Genomic DNA, 24,910 nt, shown 5'->3' on the forward strand with positions numbered 1-24,910 from the left:
GTGGCTGAAAACTTCTTCGCTTTACTCAAAACAGAGATGTATCACGGTCAAAGCTTCACTGATGCTGATGAACTGATTGCAAATATCGAAGAATATATAGAGTATTACAATACAAAACGGATTAAGGTGAAATTTAAAGGCCTGACTCCGATAGAATATCGAAATCAGGCCTTGCAAGCCGCTTAACAGAAATGTCCAACTTTATGGGGTCACTTCAGAGCATGGGAACGAGGATTCTCTTAACTGATTGGTATGACAGCAGTGCTGGCTTTTTATTATCGGTGTGATTGGCTTATTTTTGTTGAGCGCGTTGGTAAGAAGTTTTGATCTCTTCACGAGCGGAAGCTGCGTCTTCCCAACCTTCAACTTTCACCCATTTGCCTGCCTCAAGATCTTTGTAACGCTCGAAGAAGTGAGTGATTTGTGCTTTTAGAAGCTCAGGTAGATCGTTCACATCTTGAATGTGGTTGTATTCTTTAGACAACTTCTCATGCGGTACCGCAATCACTTTTGCGTCTTCACCAGATTCATCGCTCATTTTTAGCACGCCAACTGGGCGGCAGCGAATGACTGAACCAGGCATGAGAGGGAATGGTGTTGGTACCAATACATCTACTGGATCACCATCCAGAGATAGAGTGTGGTTCACGTAACCGTAGTTACATGGGTAGAACATTGGTGCGGACATGAAACGGTCTACGAATACAGCACCAGAATCTTTGTCTACTTCGTATTTGATTGGATCTGCGTTGGCTGGGATTTCGATGATAACGTAGATATCGTCTGGAAGAGATTTGCCTGCTGGCACATTGTTTAAGCTCATTAAAGGTTTCCTTTTCGTTAGCTAGACTTCAAAAATCAGAATTTATTATTATAGGTGCTAGGCATGGGTATTCAGGGTGCATGGCATAGCAAAGCTAAAGTTTACCCGTAAATGCAGCGATTCCCAAGCAAAGGAACGAAAATTTAGCGAACGATAAATGTTAAAAAGAGATAAAGGTTAAAAATAGACAAACGTTAAAAAGCGCCATATTCGGCGCTTTGCAGTTTTAGTCTGGGAAGTTAGCCAGAAATTCTTCCACTTTATTAACCATATTTGGACTACCACAGAAGAAAGGTACACGTTGGTGTAACTCGGTTGGTTTGATATCCAGAATTCGATTCTTACCATCAGAGTCAATACCGCCAGCCTGCTCCATCAGCAATGCAATTGGGTTACACTCGTATAGAAGGCGCAGTTTGCCATTCGGGTGGCTCTCGGTACTTGGGTACATGTAAATACCGCCCTTCAACAGGTTACGGTGGAAATCAGACACCAGAGAACCGATATAACGCGATGTGTATGGGCGACAGTCTTCAGGCACATTCTCCTGACAGAACTTAATATATTTCTTCACACCTGTTGGGAAACGAATGTAATTGCCTTCGTTAATTGAATAAATCTTACCGCTTTCAGGAATGCGCATGTTCTCGTGCGACAAACAGAAAGAACCGATGGAAGGATCGTAGGTAAAGCCGTTGACACCGTTACCTGTGGTGTAAACCAACATGGTTGAAGAACCGTAAATCACATAACCTGCGGCCACTTGCTTATGTCCCGGTTGTAGGAAGTCTTCCGCCGTTGGAGGTCCACCAACCGGAGAGATGCGGCGGTAAATCGAAAATATCGTACCGACCGATACATTAACATCAATGTTTGATGAACCGTCTAACGGATCCATCAACACCACGTATTTCGCATTTTTATTGAGGTCCTTATTGAAGGCTACAGCTTCATCTTCCTCTTCACTGGCTACGCCACAAACTTGATCACGCGCTTCTAACGCTGCTTTAAATTTGTCGTTAGCGTAAACATCTAGCTTTTGCTGCTCTTCACCTTGCACATTATCTTGACCAGATGCACCCGTAATATCAGCAAGGCCTGCCTTGTTGATTTCTCGGTTGACAATCTTCGCGGCAAGACGAATGGAAGCCAGTAAGGAGGATAATTCACCGCTTGCATGGGGGAAATCATGTTGTTTCTCAACAATGAATTCACCAAGGGTGCGCATCTCAGACATGTAATTTCCTTAACACTCTATTTTCGGGGGGATTTTAGGGGGGCAGTGAGGTGTTCTCTTACGGAACTTCATTGACACATGCGCCCGCCAAGAGTTTAGGTGTTTAATCTTTTTACGGGTACTGAAGTAACTGATTGAGTTCTCATTTTTTATGTCAACTTATTACAAATTACATTGCTCTGATCTGCGAAGCTCGCTTTTAGCACACGAATAAGCATAATGGGAGCCAATACAGTACAGCGTGAAGAGATTGAGCTCTATGCATATTCATATCTTAGGAATTTGTGGCACTTTCATGGGTGGCGTCGCGATGTTAGCGCGTCAATTAGGTCACAAAGTGACCGGTAGCGATGCCAATGTCTATCCACCAATGAGCACCATGCTTGAATCACAAGGTATCGAAATTATTGAAGGTTTTGATACCGCTCAATTTGAGCCAAAACCTGATTTGGTGGTGGTTGGCAACGCGATGAGCCGAGGAAACCCATGTGTTGAATATGTACTAAACAACAACCTGCGCTATGTTTCCGGACCTCAGTGGCTACAAGAATTTTTGCTGCATGACCGTTGGGTGCTGGCGGTATCAGGGACACACGGCAAAACCACCACATCCAGTATGTTGACCTGGATACTTGAGCACTGCGGATATCAACCGGGCTTCCTTGTGGGGGGCGTGCTGGGTAACTTTGGCATTTCTGCACGTTTAGGCGACAGCATGTTTTTTGTTGTAGAAGCCGATGAATATGACAGTGCTTTTTTCGATAAGCGTTCTAAGTTTGTTCATTACCATCCCAGAACATTGGTCATGAATAATCTGGAGTTCGATCATGCTGACATCTTCGATAATCTTGAAGCGATCAAACGTCAATTCCATCATTTAGTGAGAACCGTACCGGGCAACGGTCGTATCTTTGCTCCCCTGCAAGATGAAGCTCTACAAGATGTTTTACAGCGTGGTTGTTGGAGTGAAACTGAGTTCAGAGGTGACAATGCGGACTGGCAAGCAGAAAAAATCAGCAAAGATGGCTCTCAATTCCATGTTTTGTTTAAAAACACACGTGTTGGTTCCGTTAAATGGGATTTAGTGGGTGATCATAACGTTAGCAACGCATTGATGGCGGTCGCTGCGGCGCGCCATGTGGGCGTGACTGCCGATCTGGCGTGCGAAGCGTTAGGCCATTTTATTAACACCAAACGCCGCTTAGAGCTAAAAGGCGAAGAAGCGGGGGTGACGGTGTATGATGATTTTGCTCATCATCCAACAGCCATTGCGCTGACCTTAGAGGGGCTGCGCAATAAAGTGGGTGACAAGAAGATTATTGCAGTATTGGAACCTCGTTCAGCGACAATGAAACTGGGTGTACACAAAGAAACGCTCGCTCAATCACTGCATACAGCAGATTCGGTTTATCTGTTCCAACCCGCGACCATTCCCTGGTCGGTGACCGATGTGGCAGAGCAGTGTGCACAACCGGCTCAGGTTAGCGATAATATTGATGATTTGGTGGCGATGATATGCGTTGAAGCACAAGCCGGAGATCAAATTCTGGTGATGAGTAACGGTGGATTTAATGGTATTCACGATAAGCTACTTAGCGCACTAAAAGCAAAACAGTCAAGAGGTTGAACGATATGAAGCCAACCAAAACCATTACCTTAGCTTGGACAGGCGCATCAGGTGCACCCTATGGTCTACGCCTGTTGCAGTGCTTGCTTGCGGCAGACTACACAGTGTATTTGCTGATCTCCTCTGCTGCGCGTGTGGTGCTGGCCACTGAGCAATATCTAAAATTGCCTAGCGGCCCTGACGCTGCGAAAGCCGTATTGGTTGAACATCTACAATGTAATGCCGATAAATTGATTGTTTGTGGCAAAGAGGATTGGTTCTCTCCGGTGGCATCAGGTTCAGCGGCGCCCAAACAGATGGTTGTTTGCCCTTGTTCAACCGGCAGTGTTGCGGCTATTGCGCACGGCATGTCTGATAATCTTATTGAGCGAGCGGCTGATGTGGTAATGAAAGAGCGTGGACAGTTGCTGCTCGTGGTGCGAGAAACGCCATTTTCGACCCTGCATCTGGAAAACATGCATAAGTTGTCGCAAATGGGGGTCACCATTATGCCGGCTGCACCGGGTTTCTATCATCAACCTCTCTCGATCGATGAGCTGATTGATTTCATGGTTGCGCGTATTTTGGATCATTTAGCTATTGAACAAACTTTAGTGCCATGTTGGGGATATGATCAACGCATATAAGTAGCATATCGACTCGTTTGCATTTACAATCCTCTTTACTCACGGGGGGCTAACTATTCATCATATGAGTAGCGCTGAGATCAAGCTGAGCTTGGGACCCGAGTCCATTATTATTTTAATAATGGTAGTTACCTGAACCAGATAATGCTGGCGTAGGAATTGAGTTGGGAATGCCTAATCGAATTACGGATTATTCGTCTCCTCCCTCAAGCCTGTCAGCTCTGAGGAGAGCGAGCCTTGAACATCAAATTTTCTGCCATTACTTTGGCAACTCTATCATTAAGTATCACATCATCGAGTGCAGTTTTTGCTGCCGATAACACTCTGACTGTCTACACCTATGACTCATTCGCTGCCGAGTGGGGCCCCGGACCTGCGATAGAAAAAGCCTTTGAAGCTCAATGTGGCTGCGATTTGAATTTTGTTGCGCTGGAGGATGGCGTTTCTATTTTGAACCGTCTGCGTTTAGAGGGCGATAAAACCAAAGCAGACATCGTGTTGGGTTTAGATAACAACCTGCTGGTTGAGGCGAAACAAACCGGTTTGTTAGCGTCACATTCGGTCGATACCCAATCACTTCAAGTGCCAAATGGCTGGAACGATGATACTTTTGTGCCATATGACTATGGTTATTTCGCTTTCGTCTACAACAAAGAGAAACTGACGAATCCGCCCAAAAGCCTAAAAGAGTTGGTTGAAAACCGTGATGATTTGAAAGTTATTTATCAAGATCCGCGCACTTCAACACCGGGACAAGGTCTGTTGCTGTGGATGAAATCTGTCTATGGCGATAATGCCACAGAGGCTTGGAAGAGCTTAGCGAAGAAAACGGTAACAGTGACTAAAGGTTGGTCTGAGTCTTATTCTATGTTCTTGAAAGGCGAGTCGGACTTAGTTCTTTCCTACACCACTTCTCCTGCCTACCACCTGATTGCGGAAAATGATGCTCGTTTTGCAACGGCTGACTTCTCAGAAGGCCATTATATGCAGGTTGAGATCGCCGCTAAGGTGAAAACCAGTCAGCATCAAAAACTTGCCGATGAATTCATGAGTTTTATCCTCAGTAATGATTTCCAATCGGTAATTGCGACAGGCAACTGGATGTACCCAGTAATCAATACTGAATTGCCAGAGGGTTTTGAATCTCTATCTGTACCACAAAAATCGTTAAGCTTTAGCGCAACTGAAGTCGCTAAACAGCGTAAAGCCTGGATTCGTGAATGGCAAAATGCATTAACATTCTAAGCGATAAGTTTGAAGGTCTAATTGAGTTTGAACACGGTTCCTAAAATGGGCATTGGGGTCGCGATAGCCGTCGCGACCTTTGTCATTTCTGCACTTTGTGCTCTGCTTTTGCATGCACCGAGCCTGAACGTTGCGCAGATCTGGCAAGATCCGTTCTATCGTCATGTGACTCAGTTTAGTTTCTACCAAGCGAGCCTTTCTATGTTGCTGAGCGTCGGTTTTGCGATTCCGGTTGCTCATGCGTTATACCGAAGACGTTTTTGGGGGCGAAACCTGCTTATTAAACTCTTCGCAACCACACTTGTGCTACCTGTGTTAGTTGGTGTGTTTGGACTATTGGCAATATACGGCAACAGTGGGATATTGGCAGAAGTTCTGGGGTGGTTCGAACTGAAATTGCCATTTTCCATTTACGGATTAAACGGCATATTGCTCGCGCACTTTTTCTTCAATTTACCTTATGCGAGTCGCTTATTACTGCAAGCATTGGAATCCATTCCTCAAGAGCAGCATAAGCTTTGTGCTCATTTAGGTATGAATCACTGGCATAAATTTCGTTGGGTAGAATGGCCACGCATTCGCCAACAGTTGCCACACGTTTGTGGCTTAGTGTTTATGCTCTGTTTCACCAGTTTTGCGACTGTGATGGCTCTGGGGGGCGGACCGAAATCCACCACCATTGAACTGGCTATTTACCAAGCGATTAAATTTGATTTCGATCTGCAAGCAGGAGCGCTGTTGGCACTGTGGCAGATTATTCTGTGTAGCATTTTGTATTTGTCGATTCAGAAACTGGCGAAGCCTGTTGCGGTAACGGCAGGCAATGTCGCGACTTCTGGTTTTATTCGTCGTGATTCATGCAAAGTTCGTTGCTGGGATTGGGCATGGATACTGTTTGTGATTGCGCTTGTCGTCCCTCCGCTGATGATGGTGGTGCTGAGCGGCATTAATTCACAGGCTTATGCCGTATTGACCGATAGCAAATTCTGGTACGCATTTTCAGCATCCGTACAAGTGGCGATGCTCACTTCATTGTTTGCTTTGCTGGCTGGGATGGCCATTCTCACGACAACGCGTTTTTGGCGCATCCGCTACCAAACAACAAAAGCAACCACGCTCGAACTCACCGCAACCATCATTTTGGTGACGCCGGGGGTAGTGGTGAGTACTGGGCTCTTCTTGCTGCTACGTAGTTTTAGCGATGCGTTCAGTTTTGCATTCTGGGTCGTTGTGGCAGTCAATGCTTTGATGGCTCTGCCTTATGTACTCAAAACGTTAGCTCAACCTATGCTGCACATTGAACAGCAATATCAGTTTCTTTGTGCCTCGTTAGGCATTCGCGGATGGCATCGCATAACCTTGATTGAAGGAAAAGCGTTGAGTAAACCAATAGCGCATGCTTTTGCTATCAGTTTCCTGCTTTCAATGGGCGATCTTAGCGCAATAGCACTGTTTGGCAGCCAGGATTTCCGAACGCTGCCGCTGTATCTGTTCCAGTTGCTTGGCAGCTATCAAATGGAATCTGCAGCAGTTGTGTCATTGACATTGCTGGTCATCAGTGTTGGCTGCTTTGCTGTGATTGAAAAATTGTTTATCACTCATGCTACCCGAGGTCGTGAATGTTAGTTTTACAAAACGTACGTTATGAATACCAAAATGAGTGGTTTGAATTTTGTTTGAATGTGCCGCAAGGTGCGATTGTTTCTTTGATGGGACCCAGTGGTGCGGGCAAATCGACCCTGCTCAGTTTAGTGGCAGGATTTATCGAACCTAGTAGCGGAGACATACAAGTTTCAGGAGAGTCACTGCTCGGTAAAGAACCATATCAGCGCCCATTCTCGATGTTGTTTCAAGAGCACAACTTATTTGCCCATTTAACGGTGCGAGAGAACATAGGATTGGGGTTAAACCCAGGCTTGAAATTGACCACTCAGCAAAAAGAACAGGTAGAAGTGGCGGCAAAACAAGTGGGTGTCGATGAGTATTTAACTCGTCTGCCACAAAGTCTTTCAGGCGGGCAACGCCAAAGAGTGGCTCTTGCTCGCTGCTTTGTGCAACCTCATCCTATTTGGCTGCTCGATGAGCCTTTCTCTGCGTTGGATCCTTTATTACGTGAAGAAATGCTCAGTTTGGTAAAGCGCTTAGCTACAGAACGGCATATTACGGTGGTGATGGTGACTCACCATCTGAGTGATGCAAAGGCCATTGCTTCACATGTTGCATTTGTGGCAGAGGGGAAAGTACAGGTTTTTGACGAAGTTACGGCACTGTCATCATCACATCCACATCCCCTGCTGAGTGGTTTCGTTAGAGCCGGTGAATAATAAAAAAACCTCACTTGGATATTTGGCATATTAAAGTGAGGTTTTTATTCGCTAAGCTTTCATTTGGTAAACAAAGTTATAAGATAGAAGCGTCGTTATTCTCTTTTAATACCTGGAAGATTTCACGAGAAGCTTTTGGTGGTTTGTTGCTTTCTTTCTCTTTCTTTGCCTGACGAGCGAGTTGACGTAGACGCTGGCGATCCATCTCTGGATAGAGCTCCATTGCGTCGTTAATCGCGTCATCACCTTGCTCAACGATACGGTCACGCATCTGTTCAAGTTTGTGTAATACCGCCGTATTTTGTGAGTGCTTGTTGCGTAACTTGTCTAGTGCCGCCTGGATTGGCTCAGGATCAATGGTCCGCATCATTTTACCTATGTATTGCAGTTGACGACGTCTAGCTTCCATGTTGAAACGTTGCGCATCTTTGATCGCTAATAGCAGATCTTCAGGCATCGGGATTTTTGCTAACTGTGATGATTTCAAACCAACCAGTTCTTCACCGAGCTTTTGCAGCGCTGTCATGTCATTTTTCATTTCGGTTTTACTAACCCAAATGATCTCCTCTTCTTCTTCCCAAGGAGCTTTTTGGTTTTTACGTGCCATTTTCTTCAACTATTGAGGTGTATATGTCAGCTATTTTAGCAAGAATCGTGGGGAGAAAGCGAAATTCTTGTTACTCTATAGCTAAGTAATTATTTCAAAAGCTCAATAGTTGGATGAGATATGGATGTAAAACAGCAAGTCGCTATGCAGCGCACCGAACTTGAAGCCGCCGTTGCTAAAGCGTTAGACATGGCAGCAGCCAGTGCAGATGCTGCTGAAGTTGCCATTACAAAGAGCACCGGCTTAAGTGTCTCTACGCGTATGTGTGAAGTAGAGAACGTTGAATTTAATAGTGATGGTGCTTTAGGCATCACAGTCTATCGTGGGCAGCGCAAAGGTAGTGCTTCTACCTCAGACCTAAGTGAGACAGCGATTCAACAAACGGTATTAGCCGCATTGGATATCGCGAAATACACGTCAGAAGACCCATTTGCCGGACCTGCACCTAAAGAGATGATGGTCAAAGAGATCCCCGATTTGGATCTATTCCATCCAAATGCGATTGATCCTGACAGCGCCGCTCAAATTGCGATTGCTGCTGAACAAGCCGCACTCAATGCCAGTGTTCGAATTAAACAAAGTGATGGCGCAAGTTATGACAGCCACTACGGCGTGAAAGTGTATGGCAACAGCCACGGTTTATTAGCCAGCTATGCCTCCAGCCGTCACAGCATCAGTTGTTGCGTGATTGGTGAAGGCAAAAATGGCGAGATGGAACGCGATTATAGCTACACGGTCGCGCGTCATTGTGATGACTTATGGGCGCCTGAATTAGTGGGCAAAGAAGCGGCAGAGAAAACCGTAAGCCGACTGGATGCGCAAAAACTAAAAACGGGCAAATTTCCTGTCATGTTTGCCGCCGATGTCGCAACAGGTTTGTTAGGACACCTAGTTATGGCAATCAGTGGCGGTAACTTATACCGTAAGTCATCATTTTTACTGGACCATCTCGGCAAACAGATTTTACCAAGTTGGTTTAACGTTTCAGAGCGCCCTCATATCTTACGCGGCCTTGCGTCGAGTCCGTTTGACAGTGAAGGGGTGAGAACCGTTGATACCGAAATCATTACTGATGGTGTACTTTCAACTTACCTTCTCACCAGCTATGCGGCGAGAAAAATGGGTATGACACCCACAGGTCATGCCGGTGGCATTCACAACTGCTTTGTCAAATCGACCGGGCAGAATTTTGCGCAAATGCTGAAAGAGCTTGGTACCGGTCTGCTAGTGACAGAAGTGATGGGGCAAGGCGTGAATATTGTTACGGGCGACTATTCTCGTGGTGCTGCTGGTTTCTGGGTTGAAAACGGCGTGATTCAATACCCTGTTTCTGAAATTACTATTGCTGGCAATCTGCAAGAGATGTTCAAGCAAATTGTTGCGGTGGGTAGCGATGTAGAAACGCGTTCGCAAATCCAGACGGGTTCTATTTTGCTTGAGTCGATGAAAGTGGCCGGTGAATAAGCCGAAATAAAAAAGGCGAAAACGGTAACCCGTGTTTCGCCTTTTTTTGCGATTAATTCAGCAGGCTTATCACACCTTAAATCGACTGATTAGCACCTGCAACTTCTGCAATGATTCCAATTGGATCAGCGCCATTTCATGGGCAGATTTTGCGACCTCATGACTTTCCATGGAAATCTTGTTGATATCGTTCATTGAACCATTAACGACTTGTGCTACGCTGCTCTGTTCTTCAACGGCGCTGGCAATGGTCATATTGAGTGCCGAAATATCACTGATCAATTGTGAAATATCATTGATACAGGCTTTGACTTCCTGGCTTTGTTCATTGGTTTTTTGCACCCGGTTATTACCGCGAACAATGACATCAGAGACGCGGTGAGAAGATGCCTGTAGGTTGGTGATCATCCTATCGATCTCTTCGGTTGAATTTTGCGTTCTTTGCGCTAGTGAACGGACTTCGTCGGCAACAACCGCAAAACCTCGTCCCTGCTCACCTGCTCGGGCGGCTTCAATGGCAGCATTGAGTGCTAAGAGATTCGTTTGTTCGGAAATTCCGCGGATAACCTCCAAAATCGAACCGATATCCTGCGAATCTTGTACCAATGACGACATTTCACTGGTGGCATGATCTAAATCATCGGTGACCGAGTTGATATTGGTGAGCATGGTTTCCAGTACATCGTGTACGGTATCCGTGTGTGTCACCGTTTTGTTGACTAATTGAGCCGCCTGACTAGCGTTATCGGCAATTTCGCTGATGGCTAACTCCATTTGGCTTAACGATTCGACCACTCGTTCGTTTTCTTCTAGCTGAGAGACAAGCGCGGTACTGGCCTTTTCATTCAACTGTGCTGAATGTTGTGCTTGTTGTTCAACCGTATCGCTATTTTCGACTATGGTTTTAAAAATGCTGTGTAGTGAGCCAATAAAACCATTGATCCCTTGTGCCAACGTGCCAATCTCATCTTCTCGCTGCATGTTAATTCTGAATGTCAGGTCACCGCCTTTTTCACCCAGTTCACCCACATGGCTTCCGAGAGCTTTAATCGGTTTTGAAATTGATGAAGCAAAGATAACGGTAAGCAGAATAATAATAAAAATGAAAGCAGCCGTTAATAAAATAATATTAAGTACACTTTTATCAATAAAAATAAAAGAACTCAATAAATTATCACTATTACTTTTCTTAATATCTTTAGATAATAAATTTAAGTTGTTAGTAATTTTCTCATTTAATGCTATAACTTTCTTTTGGTTATTAATAAATTCGACAGAAAGATTTTTTAGGGTAGTATTCGCCTCTTTGGCTGCTTGTGCCAACTTTAGTGCCGGTGAACCCTGTAGCTTTTGGATAGCCTTATCACTTTCTTGTTCTAGCACATTTAAGAAATTCATGATTTCTTTTTCATGTTTTAAATCTTTAGTAAGATTTAGAAACAAAACCCAAACTTGATAATTATTATTTGTATTGGTTAATGCGCTGCCCATTACTTGCAATTCATAATCAGAGATATCATAAATATCTTCATTTTTTGCTAGGCGGGAAAAAAGTGCAAAAAGAAATTCGTTAGAATGTTTGATTGAACTAGAAAATAGCGCTTCAGATTTATTTAAAATAGTATTATTCATTTTAAATAAAGCATCAATATTGATCACTAGATTTTTAGTTTCATTAATAGTATCAGATAAATTATCTTGTTTAATTTCTTTAGATGAATTGGATTTTTCAATCAGTGATTCATATCGTTGGACTAAATCACCAATTTCGGATTTTGATGTAATAAAGTGTTCGGTATTAAATCTAAGCTGAGAAATGTCATCAACAATTTCTTGATTTTGTTTTAATTCAGCTTGAGTGACTTCCATTGTCCCTTTTATTTGAATATAAAAGCTTGCGATGATAACTAATAGTGTAATTAACAGTATCACAGGAGTGAATAGTTTTTTCTGGACACTTAAGCGGGTAAGTAGCGATGACATTACTGGAACGCCTCTGGTTGTAATTATATACCCTAATCTAACGTATTGTTAGATTAGGGTACAATATACCATTAACATTATCAGAATTGCCTTACGGGTTTGTCTTTTATTTTTACTACATATTTTTTCTTTATTTCTTACCTTAAGTTGTACTTATTTAAATAAACAGGGTAGCTAAACCTAAAAAGACCGATAAGCCCACCACATCAGTAATAGTTGTTAGTGCCATACCGCCAGCCAGAGCTGGGTCAATATTCATTTTCTTTAAAATAACCGGAATCATTACACCGGCAACCCCCGCTACGAAGAGGTTGGTCATCATAGCGGCAGAGATAATGCCGCCTAACATCCATTCGCCTTTCCATACAACAACAATCGCACCGATGATCAGCGCCCAGAGAATACCGTTTAAAAAGCCAATCGCCGCTTCTTTGAGTAGCAATTCGCGTTTGTTACTGTCACCGATGTGACCTAAAGCTAAACCGCGGATAACCAGTGCTACTGTCTGGTTTCCTGCTACACCACCCATAGAAGGGACAATCGTCATCAAGACAGCAATCGCTGCCATTTGATCAAGAGTTGCCTCGAACATGTTGGATACCGATGCAGCGGCGAGAGCAGCCAACACGTTTGCACCTAGCCAAATACTGCGTTTACGTGCTGATTTAACCACAGGTGCGAAGGTATCTTCATCGTCGTCCATACCCGCCATGCTCATCATTGAGTGCTCAGCGTCTTCACGGATAACATCAACCACGTCATCGATAGTGATACGGCCGACCAAGTGTTGGTTTTCATCGACGACAGGGGCAGAAATCCAGTTACGACGTTCGAATAGGCTCGCGACGTCGGAATCTTTGGCATCCACTTTAATGGCTTCGTCAGCATCGTCCATAATATCGCTGACAGACACATCCACTTGGGCTGTTATCAGTGCCGTTAATGACAAATGACCAATCAAACGGCTCTCTTCATCAATAACATAAAGCGCGTCCGTTGCTTCTGGTAACTCGCCTTTCATTCTCAAATAACGCAAAACAACATCGACGTCGACATCACCACGAATGGTGATAACGTCGGTATTCATTAAGCCGCCCGCAGTATCTTCGGGATAGGAGAGCGCGGTTTCGACGCGGTGACGATCCGCCGCATCCATTTGCGCCAAAACTTCACGGGAAAGATCGTCAGGTAAGCTACGTAGAACGTAGGCCACATCGTCTGTGTCCATACCTTCTGTCGCTTCTGCCAATTTCTCTGGTGCCATTTTTGACACTAAAGCATCTTTGACGTCTTCGTTTAGTTCATCAAGAATCTCACCGTAATCTTCAGGATCGGTCAGTTGCCACAATACATTACGTGCTTTGCGAGGCGAGGCTTCAAGTAGGTGAGCAATGTCTTCCGGCTCCATGTCTTGCAGTTGTCTGCGGACATGGACGAAGCGACCATTTTCTAATGCTTCTGTGATTTCCTGGAGGGTGTTATGTGCTTGGTCAAACTCGATTTGCTCGGCCATGGCTTCCTCCTCATGAGTGAATACTTACAATGCGCAGAATAGTAACGTAATTTTAAGTCCTGTTTAATAGTAACTTGCGAGTAAACGTTAATTATTTATTTTTATCTATGAGGGTTATTCGTCTTCGTCGAATTTATCTTCAATAAGATGACAGGCGGCATCTAGAGCCTGCTCGGCTTGGGAGCCTTGCGCTGAAATAGTTACATTTTGACCCTGTGCCGATTCCAGCATCAGTAACCCCATGACGCTATCTGCAGTGGCTTCTTTGCCTTCCTGACTTTGAATCGTCAGCACAGCATCAAACGATTGAGCTAATTCCACCAGTTTCACTGCCGCTCGTGCATGCAGACCAAGGCGATTTTGGATAAGTACAGTACGACTAGCTTGCGGCATAGGGCATCCTCTACGAGTGATTTTTTTCTAGTGAAGTATGGCGAATTTGTACTTGGTGGCCCAATAACGCAAAGTACTCACCTAACTGTTGGGTGAGATAAACCGAACGGTGTTTGCCACCAGTGCAACCGATAGCGATAGTGAGATAGCTACGATTATTCTTCTCCAGTAGCGGCAACCATTGTTCAAAAAAGTGCTGGATCTGCTGTTTTAGCTCAATCACTTCATTATGGCTCTCTAAAAAAGATTTAATCGGTGCATCTAACCCTGTTAGAGGACGCAGTTCAGGTTGCCAATGTGGATTAGGTAAAAAGCGCACATCAAATACGTAGTCTGCATCGCTTGGTAAGCCATATTTGAAGCCAAAGGATTCAAATACCATCACTAAGTTTTTACGCTCCCGGCCTTCGATGCGCATCCTCACCGTTTCGCTCAAATCATGCAGTGACTTTCCTGTACTGTCGAGCAACAGGTCTGCTTGTTCTTTTAGTGGTTCCAACAAGCGTTTTTCCAACTCAATAGCTTGTTCTAAGGTTGGCTTTTTGTCACTGAGCGAAAGAGGATGAATACGGCGGGTTTCGCTATAGCGCTTGAGCAGCGTTTCTTTACTTGCATCAAGAAACAGCACACTCACATCGTTGTTTTGTTTGAGCTGTTGAAGGATATCTTCAACCAGCGTCGGTTCCTTTGGCAGATTTCGAATATCAATACTTACCGCAACGTTTTGCTTGCTACCTTGCACTGACTGGACAAATGAATCCAGCAGTACTACGGGCAAGTTATCAACACAGTAGTAACCTAAGTCTTCCAAAACTCTTAGCGCAACACTTTTACCCGCACCAGATTGACCACTAACAACGATTAAACGCATAAGGTGTATCTTATTGTGGTTCTTGGACTATTGACTCTTGAGCTATTGGCGGTTGAACCATGATGTCGTATAGCTCTTGGTCGCTTTGTGCATTGCGAAGCTGCTTTAGTGTCTGTTTGTCGTTCAAGCGTTCCGCCATGCAAGACAGCGTTTTCAAATGCTCTTTACATTGTTCTTCTGGAACGAGGAGGGCAAATAGAAGGTCAACAGGGCGGTTATCGATAGAATCAAATTCTATTGGCTCTTCACATTGAATTAGCACCGCGACAGCGTTGTCACTTGATGTCATTCGTGCATGTGGGATGGCGATACCATTACCAATACCTGTACTGCCCATCTTTTCACGACTGAGCATGCATTCGAAGAGTTCTGTGGCATTTTGACCGGTGTATTCTGCAGCGATTTCGCTGATGATTTCGAGGGCTCTTTTCTTACTAGAGCATTGAACTGCACTCTTTGTGCAGCTCAATGAAAGTACTTCGCTTAATTGCATGATTAATGGCTACTTAGCTTTTCTTTATGCTTGTTGAGTTGTCTAACGAGTTTATCCACCAGGCCATCAATTGCTGCGTACATGTTTTCATCATCCGCAGTGGCGTGGATCTCTCCTTGGTTTATGTGGAGCGTAGCTTCGGCTATCTGGTGTAATTTTTCAACACGTAAAATCACCTGAATGCTGTTTATATGATCAAAAAAGCGTTCTAGTTTTTCGAATTTGGAGTGAACATAGTCTTGCATTGAATCGGTAAGATCAATGTGATGGCCTTGGATATTGATTTGCATAGACTTTCCTTCTCTGTTTGGCCTTAAAGCAGGCGTTTACGCTGACTAGAGGGGGCAATCCCTAAAGATTCTCGGTATTTCGCAATCGTTCGTCTTGCGACCTGAATCCCCTGATCAGCAAGTAGAGCCGCGATTTTACTGTCACTTAACGGTTTTGCCGGGGTTTCCGCAGCAACCAGTTTTTTGATCAGTGCACGAATCGCGGTAGATGAACATTCTCCACCATTGTCAGTGCTGACGTGACTAGAGAAAAAGTACTTCAGTTCAAATATTCCTCGTGGGGTATGCATGTATTTCTGTGTTGTCACACGTGAAATCGTTGACTCATGCATCTCCACGGCTAGAGCGACGTCATTCAAGACCATCGGCTTCATGGCTTCTTCGCCATATTCGAAGAAATCACGTTGATGTTCAACTATGCATTTGGCAACTTTGAGCAAAGTCTCGTTTCGACTTTCTAAGCTTTTGATTAACCATTTCGCCTCTTGCAAATTAGTGCGGATATAGTTGCTTTCAGCACTATTCCCGCGACCTAGATTGGCATACTGTTGGTTTACTTTCAGTTTTGGAACGCTGTCTGGATTGATGGTAACGATCCATTTGCCATGCTCTTTGTATACCGAAACGTCAGGAATGACATACTCTGCTTGCTCTGAGGCAATACGGCTACCTGGTCTTGGATCCAACTGTTGAATCAGTTGCAGCACTTCGCGTAACTCTTCTTCTTTGAGTTTAGCCTCTTTCAATATGACTTTGTAATCGCGATTACCAAGTTGATCAATATGATTGGCAAGGATCTGTTTCGCACTATCTAACCACGGAGTCTCTGCCGGGTAGGTTGCTAATTGTAATAACAGGCAATCCTGGAGGTTTAGGGAAGCAACACCAAGAGGATCAAACTGTTGAATGCGCTTTCGTACCGCTTCAATTTCGTCTAATTCAATTTCTTCGCTGTGGAAGTTTTCTTGGATATCTTCTAAAGAAACGGTGAGATAGCCGTAGTCGTCAATCGCATCAATTAACGCGAGTGCAATTGAGCGGTCATTATCACTGAACGGCGTGAGGTCAAGTTGCCATAACAGGTAGTCTTGCAGCGTTTGGGTTGTTTCGCCCTGATAGATAGGCATGTCATCATCTAACGCGATGCCGGTGCTGCCCGTATTGGCGCTGTAAACATCTTCCCACGTGGTATCGATTTCCAGTTCAGCACTGATTTCAGATTTTTCAATGAGTTCGGAACTGTCTTGTGGCTCGATTTCTAAGCTATCGGCACTGTGGTCTTTTTCCTCATGACTATTGGTTAAGCTTTCCGCTGATGACAAATCATCCCCTGGCTCTTCAACATCCAACAGAGGGTTAGAATCCAATGCCTCTTGGATCTCTTGTTGCAGATCGAGTGTTGACAGTTGCAATAAGCGAATCGCTTGCTGCAACTGTGGTGTCATAGCTAATTGTTGACCTAACTTTAGCTGTAATGAGGGTTTCATTCAGTAACGACTACCTTGTTGTTAGAATTGCCCATGATGTTTAATCATAGACGGAATTGCTCACCGAGATATACCTGCTTAACTTGTTCGTTGTTCAGTACTTCCTGCGGTGTCCCTTCAGCGATGAGCTGCCCTTGACTTACAATATAAGCCTTTTCACATACATCCAAGGTTTCTCGAACGTTGTGGTCAGTGATCAGGACTCCTAGTCCTCGATCTCTTAAATGCTCAATGATTTTCTTAATATCGATAACCGAAATGGGGTCAACACCAGCGAAGGGTTCATCCAACAAAATAAATTGTGGATTCGCAGCCAAGGCGCGTGCAATCTCAACTCGGCGACGTTCACCACCAGACAGCGCCATACCAGCGCTGCTACGGATATGTTGAATGTGGAACTCGTCGAGCAGGTCTTCAAGTTTATCTTGTCGCTCTTCTCTGCTTAATTCGTCACGAGTTTGCAATACTGCCATGATGTTATCTTCCACCGAAAGTTTGCGGAAGATCGACGCTTCTTGTGGCAAATAGCCAATCCCCATTCGAGAACGGCTGTGCATAGGCAAAATACTGATGTCTTTGTCATCGATACTAATAGTACCTTCATCACGGGCAACTAAACCTACAATCATATAGAAGGAGGTTGTTTTTCCTGCTCCGTTTGGTCCTAATAATCCGACGATTTGACCCGATTCAACTTTGAGGCTTACGTCAGAAACCACTTTTCGTTTCTTGTAGCTTTTCGCTAAATGTTCTGCTTTTAGTATCGCCATAGTTATTCTTTTGATGCTGCTTGCGGCTGAAGAACCGTGGATACGCGTCCGCCACCATTGCTGTCAGCAATAAGTTTTTGTGATGAAATTTGGTAACGAATTTTATTACCACGAATCTCACTGTCATCTTGAGACAGCAAGGCTTTATCGACCATGGTTAGCTCATCCGCAGCCATTTTGTAATACAGTTCTTTTGCTTCACCATACAGTGTTTTGCCATCGTCGGTAAGCTGAGAAAAAGTGGCTACATCACCATAACCTTCTATTTCGTCAATTTGTCCGGTCTTTGCATCACGAATAACGATCAACTTATCAGCATTAATACTAATACTGCCCTGTTTTAGCTTCACATCGCCAACGAAAGTAACACGGTTACTCTTCATATCTAACTGTTGACTATCAGAATCAATGTACACAGGTTGCTGGCTATCAGTCGCTAGAGCCAGAGCCTGACCAGAAGTCAGTAAGCATGCAATAAGACTAAGGTGTGAGAGTTTCATATCTACCTTGTACATGGTTATAAAGAACAGCCGAATGGTCACCAAAGTTACCTTTCATCGCCTGTCCATTTGTTTCAAATTGTGGGCCGTTCAAGTCTACTGGATTGTCAGCCCAAAAATCACGGCTCTTGAGATGAATGCTCATTCTTGAGGTAGAGAGCTTATCAAAACCAGAATCGTCGAGTAAATTATTTGCGATGACATCATCATACAGCGTTAAGACGTTATCTTTAGCTAAAATACCGCGCTTTGCTGTGATCTCCCACTCTTGATCTGTACCTTCGTGATAGATTTTTAATATCGGAGCATCAAAAATGGTATTGCCGCTCTTGGCGTAATGATCCAAATGTGTCGAGGTGATCACATAACTTCTTACACCGCTTTCGTTGTAAGAGACATTATCTAAATTTATGCCACTAAACATTGGTAGCTCCATGTTGGGAGCTACTTGGATATCAGCCATTTGTTCTTTGTCGAGCAGGTAATAAGCAGACCATGAAGCGACAAAAAAAAGTATCGTATAAAGAATACGAGACAAACTCATATACTTAAGCCTTTATGTACGTCTAGCTCATTACGTGCTTGCAGAATTAAATCGCAAACTTCACGTACTGCGCCACGTCCACCATTAATTGTTGTTACATAGTTAGCGCGTTTGGCAAGCAGTGGATGTCCATCAGCCACACAGACTTTGAGCGCTACTTTTTCCATTACTGGCCAATCAATTAAGTCATCACCAATATAGCCTGTATGCTCAGGCGTGATCGCCAATTTTTGGCAAATATCGTGATAAGCCTTAACTTTATCATCTTGACCTTGATAGATAAGTTTTATACCAAGAGCATTCATGCGGTTTTCGACGATTTTTGACTGACGGCCTGTGATGATCGCGACTTCAATTCCCGCATTCATGAGTGATTTTACCCCGTAGCCATCACGGGTATGGAAAGTCTTCAGCTCTTCACCGTCATTTCCCATATAAACCAGGCCATCCGAGAATACACCGTCGACATCGCAAATTAGCAGTTTTATTTCTTTTGCGATAGCAAGAATAGAAGCTTCGACATCGCCATAGAGGGTTTCAACCATATTGGACATTACATCACTCCAGCTTTCAGTAGATCATGCATATTCAGTGCACCGATGACTTTTCCTTCTTCGACAAGAATTAAACCGTTAATTCTTTTCTCTTGCATTAAGTTTAACCCTTCCACCGCTAATAAGTGTGGCGATGCTACCGTCGGGTTTTGGGTCATCACTTCGCTGATAGTTGCGGTATGGATATCAATACGCTTGTCGAGGATTCGACGTAAATCACCGTCGGTGAAAATGCCAATCAAGTGATCTTCTTCGTCAGTCACCGCTGTCATTCCCAACCCTTTTTGGCTGATTTCTAGCAATGCTTCTCTGATTAATGCACTTGGTTTAACTTTTGGTAACGCTTCGCCGAAATGCATAATGTCAGAGAGTTTCAGCAATAGTTTACGACCTAAAGCTCCGCCTGGATGCGAAAGTGCGAAGTCCTCTGCGGTAAATCCACGAGCTTGCAACAAGGCGACCGCTAATGCATCACCCATGACTAGAGTCGCGGTGGTGCTTGATGTCGGCGCTAACCCTAGTGGACATGCTTCTTTTGGAACTGTGATCTGTAAATGAATGTCTGACAGCTTGGCCATATTTGACTGCGGGTTACCTGTCATGCTGATGATACGGTTATTCAGTCTTTTTAATACCGGGAATAAAGAGAGGATTTCATGCGATTCTCCGGAATTAGAGATAGCGATAACGATGTCACCTTGTTCAATCATGCCTAGATCGCCATGCGAGGCCTCTCCCGGATGAACAAAGAACGCCGAAGTGCCTGTACTTGCTAATGTCGCCGCTATTTTTTTGCCAATGTGACCGGATTTACCCATCCCCATCACAACCACTTTGCCATTTTTGTTTGCCAGAATCATGTCGCAAGCGCGGCTAAAATCTTCATTTATGTATTGGTTAAGCTGTTGTAAGGCTTCGATTTCCGTTGCCAGTACTTGTTGAGCAACACTACGGTAGTCAAAGTTGTTAGACATATTAAGCTCCAATTACGCTGCCATGTTCATAAATAGATAAGTTTGGTACGCCAAGAAGGTCAGACAAAGAATCGTACCTTCGATGCGATTAATACTGCGTGATTTTCCTAATGCCATGACCACCAGTAGCAGTGAGACACCAAGCATGACCCAAAAGTCTCTGTCCATAGCATGTTCACTGAGCATCGAAGGATTGAGGATTCCCGGGATACCCATAACAGCCAAAATATTGAACACGTTTGAGCCAACAATATTGCCTACCGCCATGTCGTCTTCGCCTTTTAGAACGCCAGCCACTGAAGCGGCAAGCTCTGGAAGACTCGTACCTACAGCAATGATAGTTAAACCGATGACCAAATCACTCATACCAAAATATTTGGCGATAATCACGGCATTATCAACCAACAAGCCGGCTGAGATTGGCAGAAGGATCAAGCCAATGACGATCCACATTGCCGCTTTTGGATTGCTTACGCCTTCTGGAATTTCGGATTCTTGTTCTTCTAACAGAACATCACCATTTTTTTGTTCGTTACGACTGATTTTTAGCATAGCTAAGATAAATACGCCGAATAGAGCGAACAACAATACACCTTCATAAAAGCCTAAATGGTGATTCCACATGATAGCGCCAGCTAATAGGGTAACGGCTATCATTAATGGGAATTCTCTGCGTAACACTGGAGAGCTAATTGAAAGTGGTTTGATTAACGCAGTAATACCGAGAATCAAGGCGATATTGGCGATGTTAGAACCGAGTACGTTACCTACGGCGGTATCTGTTTTGCCATCAAGAGCGGCTGTCGCTGAAACCATCATCTCTGGAGCGGAAGAACCCATAGCCAGAATGGTCATACCGATGACAAGTGGTGAAATTCCGAAGTTGCGTGCTAATGCTGCAGAACCGAAGACCAATTTATCGGCACTCCAAACTAAAATGATTAGACCTACAATAAGGAACGCAACAGCTTCGATCATGGTGAATCCTATACTTAATCAACGACTAAAATGTTTAACCGTCGATTTTGACGCTTTGGGGTGGAAAAGGGAAGCCGAAGTTCCAATTTATTGTTTTTATCTCTGGGCAAATTTGTATACAAATGTCGAGGTATGGAAAATGGGTGCCTACGCTGGGTGTTAGTGTTTTATCAATAAATGTTCGACAAAACGGGAACAAAAGTCATATTGTGATATCTATATAAGGTAATTGAACAGCGCTTTTAATTTAGGCTGAATATGCTTAATATGGCCTATCATACGGATGAGAACCCCACAACAGCGAAGAGCCAGTATGTCTGACACTGACTTAGTCACCATAAACAATCTAACCTTTTCTCGCTCTAAGCGAATCATCTTTGATGACATCAGTCTTCATGTGCCTAAAGGTAAAATTACCGCCATTATGGGACCTTCGGGGATCGGCAAAACAACACTTTTACGACTTATCGGTGGTCAGTTGTTACCTGAGAAAGGCGAGATTTGGTTTGACGGAAGTAACATTCCTACCTTGAATCGTAACAAATTATATAAAGCACGAAAGAAAATGAGCATGCTGTTTCAGTCTGGAGCTTTGTTTACCGATCTTAACGTGTTTGACAACGTTGCTTTTCCTATCCGAGAACATACTGAACTCGATGAATCATTAATTCGTACCTTAGTCCTTTTGAAACTTGAGGCGGTTGGTCTCCGTGGCGCTGCGCAGTTAATGCTCAGCGAACTGTCTGGTGGTATGGCTCGGCGTGCGGCTTTAGCGCGAGCTATTGCTCTTGACCCGGAACTCATCATGTATGATGAACCTTTCGTCGGTCAGGACCCAATCACTATGGGCGTCTTGGTTGAATTAATACGCAACTTAAACCAAGCTCTGGGTGTCACCTCGGTGGTTGTTTCCCATGATGTGCCGGAAGTCATGAGTATTGCCGATTGGGTGTATTTATTAGCGGAAGGTAAAGTGATTGCGCAAGGTGCTCCGCAAGATTTGTACAAGTCTGAAGATCCTCGTGTTCAACAATTTTTAAATGGGGACGCGGATGGTCCTGTGCCATTTCGTTATCCTGTTCAACCAATTGAGAAGGATCTGTTCCATGTTGGCTGATTTTTTACAATGGGTTAGCCGATTAGGAAGACGTTCTTTTGCCGTCTGCGAATCATTTGGTCGTGCAAGTTTAATGGTCTTTGGTGCTTTATTCGGGCGACCCCATCCGATCAAAAATTTTCCCCTGCTTGTTAAACAGCTTTACAGCATTGGTGTTCAATCATTAGCCATCATCATTGTGTCAGGGCTGTTTATTGGCATGGTGTTAAGCCTGCAAGGTTACGTCATTCTTGTTGATTACGGTGCTGAAACCAGCTTAGGTCAAATGGTTGCTCTTTCATTGCTGCGAGAGCTCGGCCCTGTGGTGACGGCTCTTTTATTTGCCGGGCGCGCTGGCTCTGCATTAACGGCTGAAATCGGCTTAATGAAAGCCACTGAGCAGATTTCCAGTTTAGAAATGATGGCCGTTGACCCGCTGAAACGAGTGATAGCACCAAGGCTGTGGGCTGGTTTGATTTCCATGCCGTTGCTGGCGATGATTTTTATGGCTGTAGGCATCTGGGGCGGACAGTTGGTTGGTGTTGAATGGAAAGGCATTGATCACGGAAGCTTTTGGGCAACGATGCAGGCATCGGTCGAGATTGGGGAAGATATTGGTAACAGCTTGATTAAGTGTGTGGTGTTTGCCATCACAGTCACTTGGATCTCGCTGTTTAATGGTTATGACGCGATTCCGACTTCGGAAGGGATCAGTCGAGCAACGACCAGAACTGTTGTGCATTCGTCTTTAGCCGTATTGGGGCTAGACTTTGTATTGACTGCATTGATGTTTGGGAACTGATCATGCAACAGACACGTAAACTAGAATTTTGGGTAGGCAGTTTTGTGCTAGCGGGGATTTGCGCAATTCTGGTAATGATTTTTCAAGTCGCTGACGTGAAAGGTTTGGGAACAAACGATACTTACTCACTCCGAGCAGAGTTTGACAACATTGGTAGCTTAAAAGTACGAGCGCCAGTTAAGGTTGGAGGGGTCGTTGTTGGTCGCGTTTCATCAATTGTACTGAACAAGAACAGCCTGCTTCCTGTTGTGACTATGGCAATTGATAGTCAATATGATCAGTTTCCGGAGAATTCCAGCTTGCATATTTTGACGTCAGGATTGATTGGTGAGCAGTACATTAGCCTGATCCCGGGCTTTGTATTTGAAGATGAAGAGATGTTGAAAGATGGCGATCTTATTGAAGATACCAAATCAGCGCTAGTTTTAGAGGATTTGATTGGACAAGTTCTGTATAGCGTCGGCGGGTCAGATAATAAGGCAAGTGAGGAGTAACCCATGTTGAAACGCTATATCGCTGCATTGTTGCTAGTACTGTTGTCATGGACGGTGAATGCACAGGAAATTGACCGGACCGATCCCTATAAAATGATGAAGCAAGTTGCAGAGCAAGCATTTAACCGTTTGAAAGCGGAGCAACCTAAGATTCATGAGGATCCTGAGTATTTAAAAGTGATTATTGAAGAAGAGTTGATGCCTTACGTCAACGATCAATATGCGGCTTTAAAACTGCTTGGCCCTAATTTGAAAGGGGCCAAAAGAGAAGATGTGGGTGAGTTTGTCGCCGCATTTAGAGCGTATTTGGTGACAAACTATGCGCAGGTGTTGACTCAATATACCAACCAAGAGATCGAATTCGATCCTGAGCCTCAACTTGAAGATGATCGTCGCATTTCAAGTATTAAGTTGGACATTGTTGATGCACCGCGACCCAACATTAAGTTGGAATTCAAGCTACGTAAAGAAAAGTCGGGCGATTGGAAAGCGTTTGACATGATTGCTGAAGGTATTAGTTTACTATCAAGCAAGCAGTCTGAATGGAATGGTAAGATTCGTCAGGATGGCATTTTAGCCGTGGCTAAAGAGTTGCAGAGCCTGGCTCAGCAACCGATCCGATTTGAGAGCAAAACGCAATGATGCATCCGCAATGGCAGGTGATGGATTCCGCTAATGCGAAGCTGACCGGAGCTTTGGATCGTGATAAGGTTCCGCATTTATGGCAAATATTGCAGCAATGGCAGCCGCAAACTGAACGGTTTGAGGTCTCTTTACAGGACGTTGAACGTATTGATTCCGCTGGCATGGTGATGTTGATTCACCTAATAGAGCATGCAAAAAAACGAAATTGCCATATAATGCTCAGCTTTGTGCCAGAGCAGCTGAGCACACTGTTTCAGTTGAGCAATGTCGATAAGTTGATGGCTCAACATATACAAATTTCCAACGGGGTGAACTGTGGATAGCACACAACTTAAAGAAATCTTAGATCAAGCACTCAACCTGCAAGAGATTCACTGTAAAGGTGAAGGCAGTCACTATGAAGTGATCGCGGTGGATGATCGCTTTGAATCAATGAGCCGTGTGAAGAAACAGCAGCTAATATACGGCCCATTAATGGAATATATTAAGCGCAACGATGTTCATGCCGTTTCTATTAAAGCGTTCACGCCAGCAGAGTGGGCTCGCGATAAAAAATTGATGTCACTTTAA

The 24,910-nt window shown here is 44.2% G+C and carries 29 protein-coding genes; 13 read left to right on the forward strand and 16 right to left on the reverse strand.

Annotated elements, in window-relative coordinates:
- Window positions 1-186 (forward strand): IS3 family transposase (locus tag ACK5MF_RS04205; protein WP_416919664.1); only part of this gene is annotated, 186 nt, incomplete at its 5' end.
- A 106-nt stretch (window positions 187-292) separates the two neighbouring features.
- Here the strand turns inward: ACK5MF_RS04205 and ppa are convergent.
- Window positions 293-823: an inorganic diphosphatase gene (gene ppa, locus ACK5MF_RS04210; protein ID WP_416919666.1), complete on the reverse strand. Its 531-nt coding sequence runs from the start codon at window positions 821-823 to the stop codon at window positions 293-295.
- Window positions 824-1,049: 226 nt separating this feature from the next.
- Entirely contained in the window at window positions 1,050-2,060 is a 1,011-nt protein-coding gene (gene fbp, locus ACK5MF_RS04215; protein WP_416919668.1) for a class 1 fructose-bisphosphatase, read from the reverse strand.
- A gap of 259 nt (window positions 2,061-2,319) precedes the next feature.
- Between fbp and mpl the strand changes: the two genes are divergently transcribed.
- The 5 genes from mpl (at window position 2,320) to thiQ (ending at window position 7,882) form a co-directional block, all read left to right on the forward strand.
- Complete coding sequence (gene mpl / locus ACK5MF_RS04220) at window positions 2,320-3,687, forward strand: UDP-N-acetylmuramate:L-alanyl-gamma-D-glutamyl-meso-diaminopimelate ligase (RefSeq protein ID WP_416919670.1); 1,368 nt, start codon at window positions 2,320-2,322, stop codon at window positions 3,685-3,687.
- A 5-nt stretch (window positions 3,688-3,692) separates the two neighbouring features.
- Window positions 3,693-4,313, forward strand: a complete 621-nt coding sequence (locus ACK5MF_RS04225) for a flavin prenyltransferase UbiX (protein ID WP_416919672.1) — start codon at window positions 3,693-3,695, stop codon at window positions 4,311-4,313.
- Between the two features lie 243 nt (window positions 4,314-4,556).
- Window positions 4,557-5,558: a thiamine ABC transporter substrate binding subunit gene (gene thiB, locus ACK5MF_RS04230; protein ID WP_416919768.1), complete on the forward strand. Its 1,002-nt coding sequence runs from the start codon at window positions 4,557-4,559 to the stop codon at window positions 5,556-5,558.
- A gap of 27 nt (window positions 5,559-5,585) precedes the next feature.
- Window positions 5,586-7,184 (forward strand): thiamine/thiamine pyrophosphate ABC transporter permease ThiP, encoded by a 1,599-nt coding sequence (gene thiP, locus ACK5MF_RS04235; RefSeq protein WP_416919674.1) that lies wholly within the window; start codon window positions 5,586-5,588, stop codon window positions 7,182-7,184.
- Window positions 7,178-7,882: a thiamine ABC transporter ATP-binding protein gene (thiQ, locus tag ACK5MF_RS04240; RefSeq protein WP_416919676.1), complete on the forward strand. Its 705-nt coding sequence runs from the start codon at window positions 7,178-7,180 to the stop codon at window positions 7,880-7,882. Before thiP ends, thiQ begins: the two co-directional genes overlap by 7 nt.
- 76 nt (window positions 7,883-7,958) lie before the next feature.
- On the opposite strand, the gene yjgA is transcribed toward thiQ, so the two are convergent.
- Window positions 7,959-8,489: a ribosome biogenesis factor YjgA gene (gene yjgA / locus ACK5MF_RS04245; RefSeq protein ID WP_416919678.1), complete on the reverse strand. Its 531-nt coding sequence runs from the start codon at window positions 8,487-8,489 to the stop codon at window positions 7,959-7,961.
- 120 nt (window positions 8,490-8,609) lie between these two features.
- Between yjgA and pmbA the strand changes: the two genes are divergently transcribed.
- The gene (gene pmbA, locus ACK5MF_RS04250; RefSeq protein ID WP_416919680.1) at window positions 8,610-9,953 is read left to right on the forward strand and encodes a metalloprotease PmbA; all 1,344 of its coding nucleotides are present in this window, start codon (window positions 8,610-8,612) and stop codon (window positions 9,951-9,953) included.
- A 69-nt stretch (window positions 9,954-10,022) separates the two neighbouring features.
- On the opposite strand, the gene ACK5MF_RS04255 is transcribed toward pmbA, so the two are convergent.
- From ACK5MF_RS04255 to ACK5MF_RS04315, 13 genes are all read right to left on the reverse strand, one after another.
- On the reverse strand, window positions 10,023-11,936 hold the full coding sequence (locus ACK5MF_RS04255; RefSeq protein ID WP_416919682.1) for a methyl-accepting chemotaxis protein: 1,914 nt from the start codon (window positions 11,934-11,936) through the stop codon (window positions 10,023-10,025).
- Between the two features lie 157 nt (window positions 11,937-12,093).
- Window positions 12,094-13,449: a magnesium transporter gene (mgtE, locus tag ACK5MF_RS04260; protein WP_416919684.1), complete on the reverse strand. Its 1,356-nt coding sequence runs from the start codon at window positions 13,447-13,449 to the stop codon at window positions 12,094-12,096.
- 114 nt (window positions 13,450-13,563) lie between these two features.
- Entirely contained in the window at window positions 13,564-13,842 is a 279-nt protein-coding gene (locus ACK5MF_RS04265) for an HPr family phosphocarrier protein (protein WP_416919686.1), read from the reverse strand.
- A gap of 10 nt (window positions 13,843-13,852) precedes the next feature.
- A complete protein-coding gene (gene rapZ / locus ACK5MF_RS04270) occupies window positions 13,853-14,713 on the reverse strand; it encodes an RNase adapter RapZ (RefSeq protein WP_416919688.1) in 861 nt (286 codons plus the stop codon).
- Between the two features lie 10 nt (window positions 14,714-14,723).
- Entirely contained in the window at window positions 14,724-15,206 is a 483-nt protein-coding gene (ptsN, locus tag ACK5MF_RS04275) for a PTS IIA-like nitrogen regulatory protein PtsN (protein ID WP_416919690.1), read from the reverse strand.
- 2 nt (window positions 15,207-15,208) lie between these two features.
- Window positions 15,209-15,496 carry a ribosome hibernation promoting factor gene (gene hpf / locus ACK5MF_RS04280; protein ID WP_416919692.1) on the reverse strand — a complete coding sequence of 96 codons (288 nt, stop codon included), beginning with the start codon at window positions 15,494-15,496 and terminating at the stop codon, window positions 15,209-15,211.
- 23 nt (window positions 15,497-15,519) lie between these two features.
- Window positions 15,520-16,983, reverse strand: coding sequence for an RNA polymerase factor sigma-54 (locus ACK5MF_RS04285; RefSeq protein ID WP_416919694.1), 1,464 nt, complete (start codon window positions 16,981-16,983; stop codon window positions 15,520-15,522).
- 44 nt (window positions 16,984-17,027) lie between these two features.
- Window positions 17,028-17,753: an LPS export ABC transporter ATP-binding protein gene (lptB, locus tag ACK5MF_RS04290; RefSeq protein ID WP_416919696.1), complete on the reverse strand. Its 726-nt coding sequence runs from the start codon at window positions 17,751-17,753 to the stop codon at window positions 17,028-17,030.
- Window positions 17,754-17,755: 2 nt separating this feature from the next.
- Window positions 17,756-18,253, reverse strand: coding sequence for a lipopolysaccharide transport periplasmic protein LptA (gene lptA / locus ACK5MF_RS04295; RefSeq protein ID WP_416919698.1), 498 nt, complete (start codon window positions 18,251-18,253; stop codon window positions 17,756-17,758).
- On the reverse strand, window positions 18,234-18,797 hold the full coding sequence (gene lptC / locus ACK5MF_RS04300; protein WP_416919700.1) for an LPS export ABC transporter periplasmic protein LptC: 564 nt from the start codon (window positions 18,795-18,797) through the stop codon (window positions 18,234-18,236). The genes lptA and lptC overlap by 20 nt, the downstream gene beginning before the upstream one ends.
- On the reverse strand, window positions 18,794-19,351 hold the full coding sequence (gene kdsC, locus ACK5MF_RS04305) for a 3-deoxy-manno-octulosonate-8-phosphatase KdsC (RefSeq protein ID WP_416919702.1): 558 nt from the start codon (window positions 19,349-19,351) through the stop codon (window positions 18,794-18,796). Before kdsC ends, lptC begins: the two co-directional genes overlap by 4 nt.
- Window positions 19,351-20,325: an arabinose-5-phosphate isomerase KdsD gene (gene kdsD / locus ACK5MF_RS04310; protein WP_416919704.1), complete on the reverse strand. Its 975-nt coding sequence runs from the start codon at window positions 20,323-20,325 to the stop codon at window positions 19,351-19,353. The genes kdsC and kdsD overlap by 1 nt, the downstream gene beginning before the upstream one ends.
- Window positions 20,326-20,337: 12 nt before the next feature.
- The gene (locus ACK5MF_RS04315; RefSeq protein ID WP_416919706.1) at window positions 20,338-21,303 is read right to left on the reverse strand and encodes a calcium/sodium antiporter; all 966 of its coding nucleotides are present in this window, start codon (window positions 21,301-21,303) and stop codon (window positions 20,338-20,340) included.
- Between the two features lie 313 nt (window positions 21,304-21,616).
- On the opposite strand from ACK5MF_RS04315, the gene mlaF reads away from it, so the two are divergent.
- The 6 genes from mlaF to ibaG are packed head-to-tail and all read left to right on the forward strand — an operon-like array spanning window position 21,617 to window position 24,910.
- On the forward strand, window positions 21,617-22,420 hold the full coding sequence (mlaF, locus tag ACK5MF_RS04320) for a phospholipid ABC transporter ATP-binding protein MlaF (protein ID WP_416919708.1): 804 nt from the start codon (window positions 21,617-21,619) through the stop codon (window positions 22,418-22,420).
- Window positions 22,410-23,201, forward strand: a complete 792-nt coding sequence (gene mlaE, locus ACK5MF_RS04325) for a lipid asymmetry maintenance ABC transporter permease subunit MlaE (RefSeq protein WP_416919709.1) — start codon at window positions 22,410-22,412, stop codon at window positions 23,199-23,201. Before mlaF ends, mlaE begins: the two co-directional genes overlap by 11 nt.
- Before the next feature lie 2 nt (window positions 23,202-23,203).
- Window positions 23,204-23,695: an outer membrane lipid asymmetry maintenance protein MlaD gene (gene mlaD, locus ACK5MF_RS04330; RefSeq protein ID WP_416919711.1), complete on the forward strand. Its 492-nt coding sequence runs from the start codon at window positions 23,204-23,206 to the stop codon at window positions 23,693-23,695.
- A 3-nt stretch (window positions 23,696-23,698) separates the two neighbouring features.
- Window positions 23,699-24,337: a phospholipid-binding protein MlaC gene (gene mlaC, locus ACK5MF_RS04335; protein ID WP_416919713.1), complete on the forward strand. Its 639-nt coding sequence runs from the start codon at window positions 23,699-23,701 to the stop codon at window positions 24,335-24,337.
- On the forward strand, window positions 24,334-24,663 hold the full coding sequence (locus ACK5MF_RS04340; RefSeq protein ID WP_416919715.1) for an STAS domain-containing protein: 330 nt from the start codon (window positions 24,334-24,336) through the stop codon (window positions 24,661-24,663). Before mlaC ends, ACK5MF_RS04340 begins: the two co-directional genes overlap by 4 nt.
- Window positions 24,656-24,910, forward strand: a complete 255-nt coding sequence (gene ibaG, locus ACK5MF_RS04345; RefSeq protein ID WP_416919717.1) for a BolA family iron metabolism protein IbaG — start codon at window positions 24,656-24,658, stop codon at window positions 24,908-24,910. Before ACK5MF_RS04340 ends, ibaG begins: the two co-directional genes overlap by 8 nt.

The organism is Vibrio sp. (assembly GCF_047973365.1).
Taxonomy (GTDB): domain Bacteria; phylum Pseudomonadota; class Gammaproteobacteria; order Enterobacterales; family Vibrionaceae; genus Vibrio.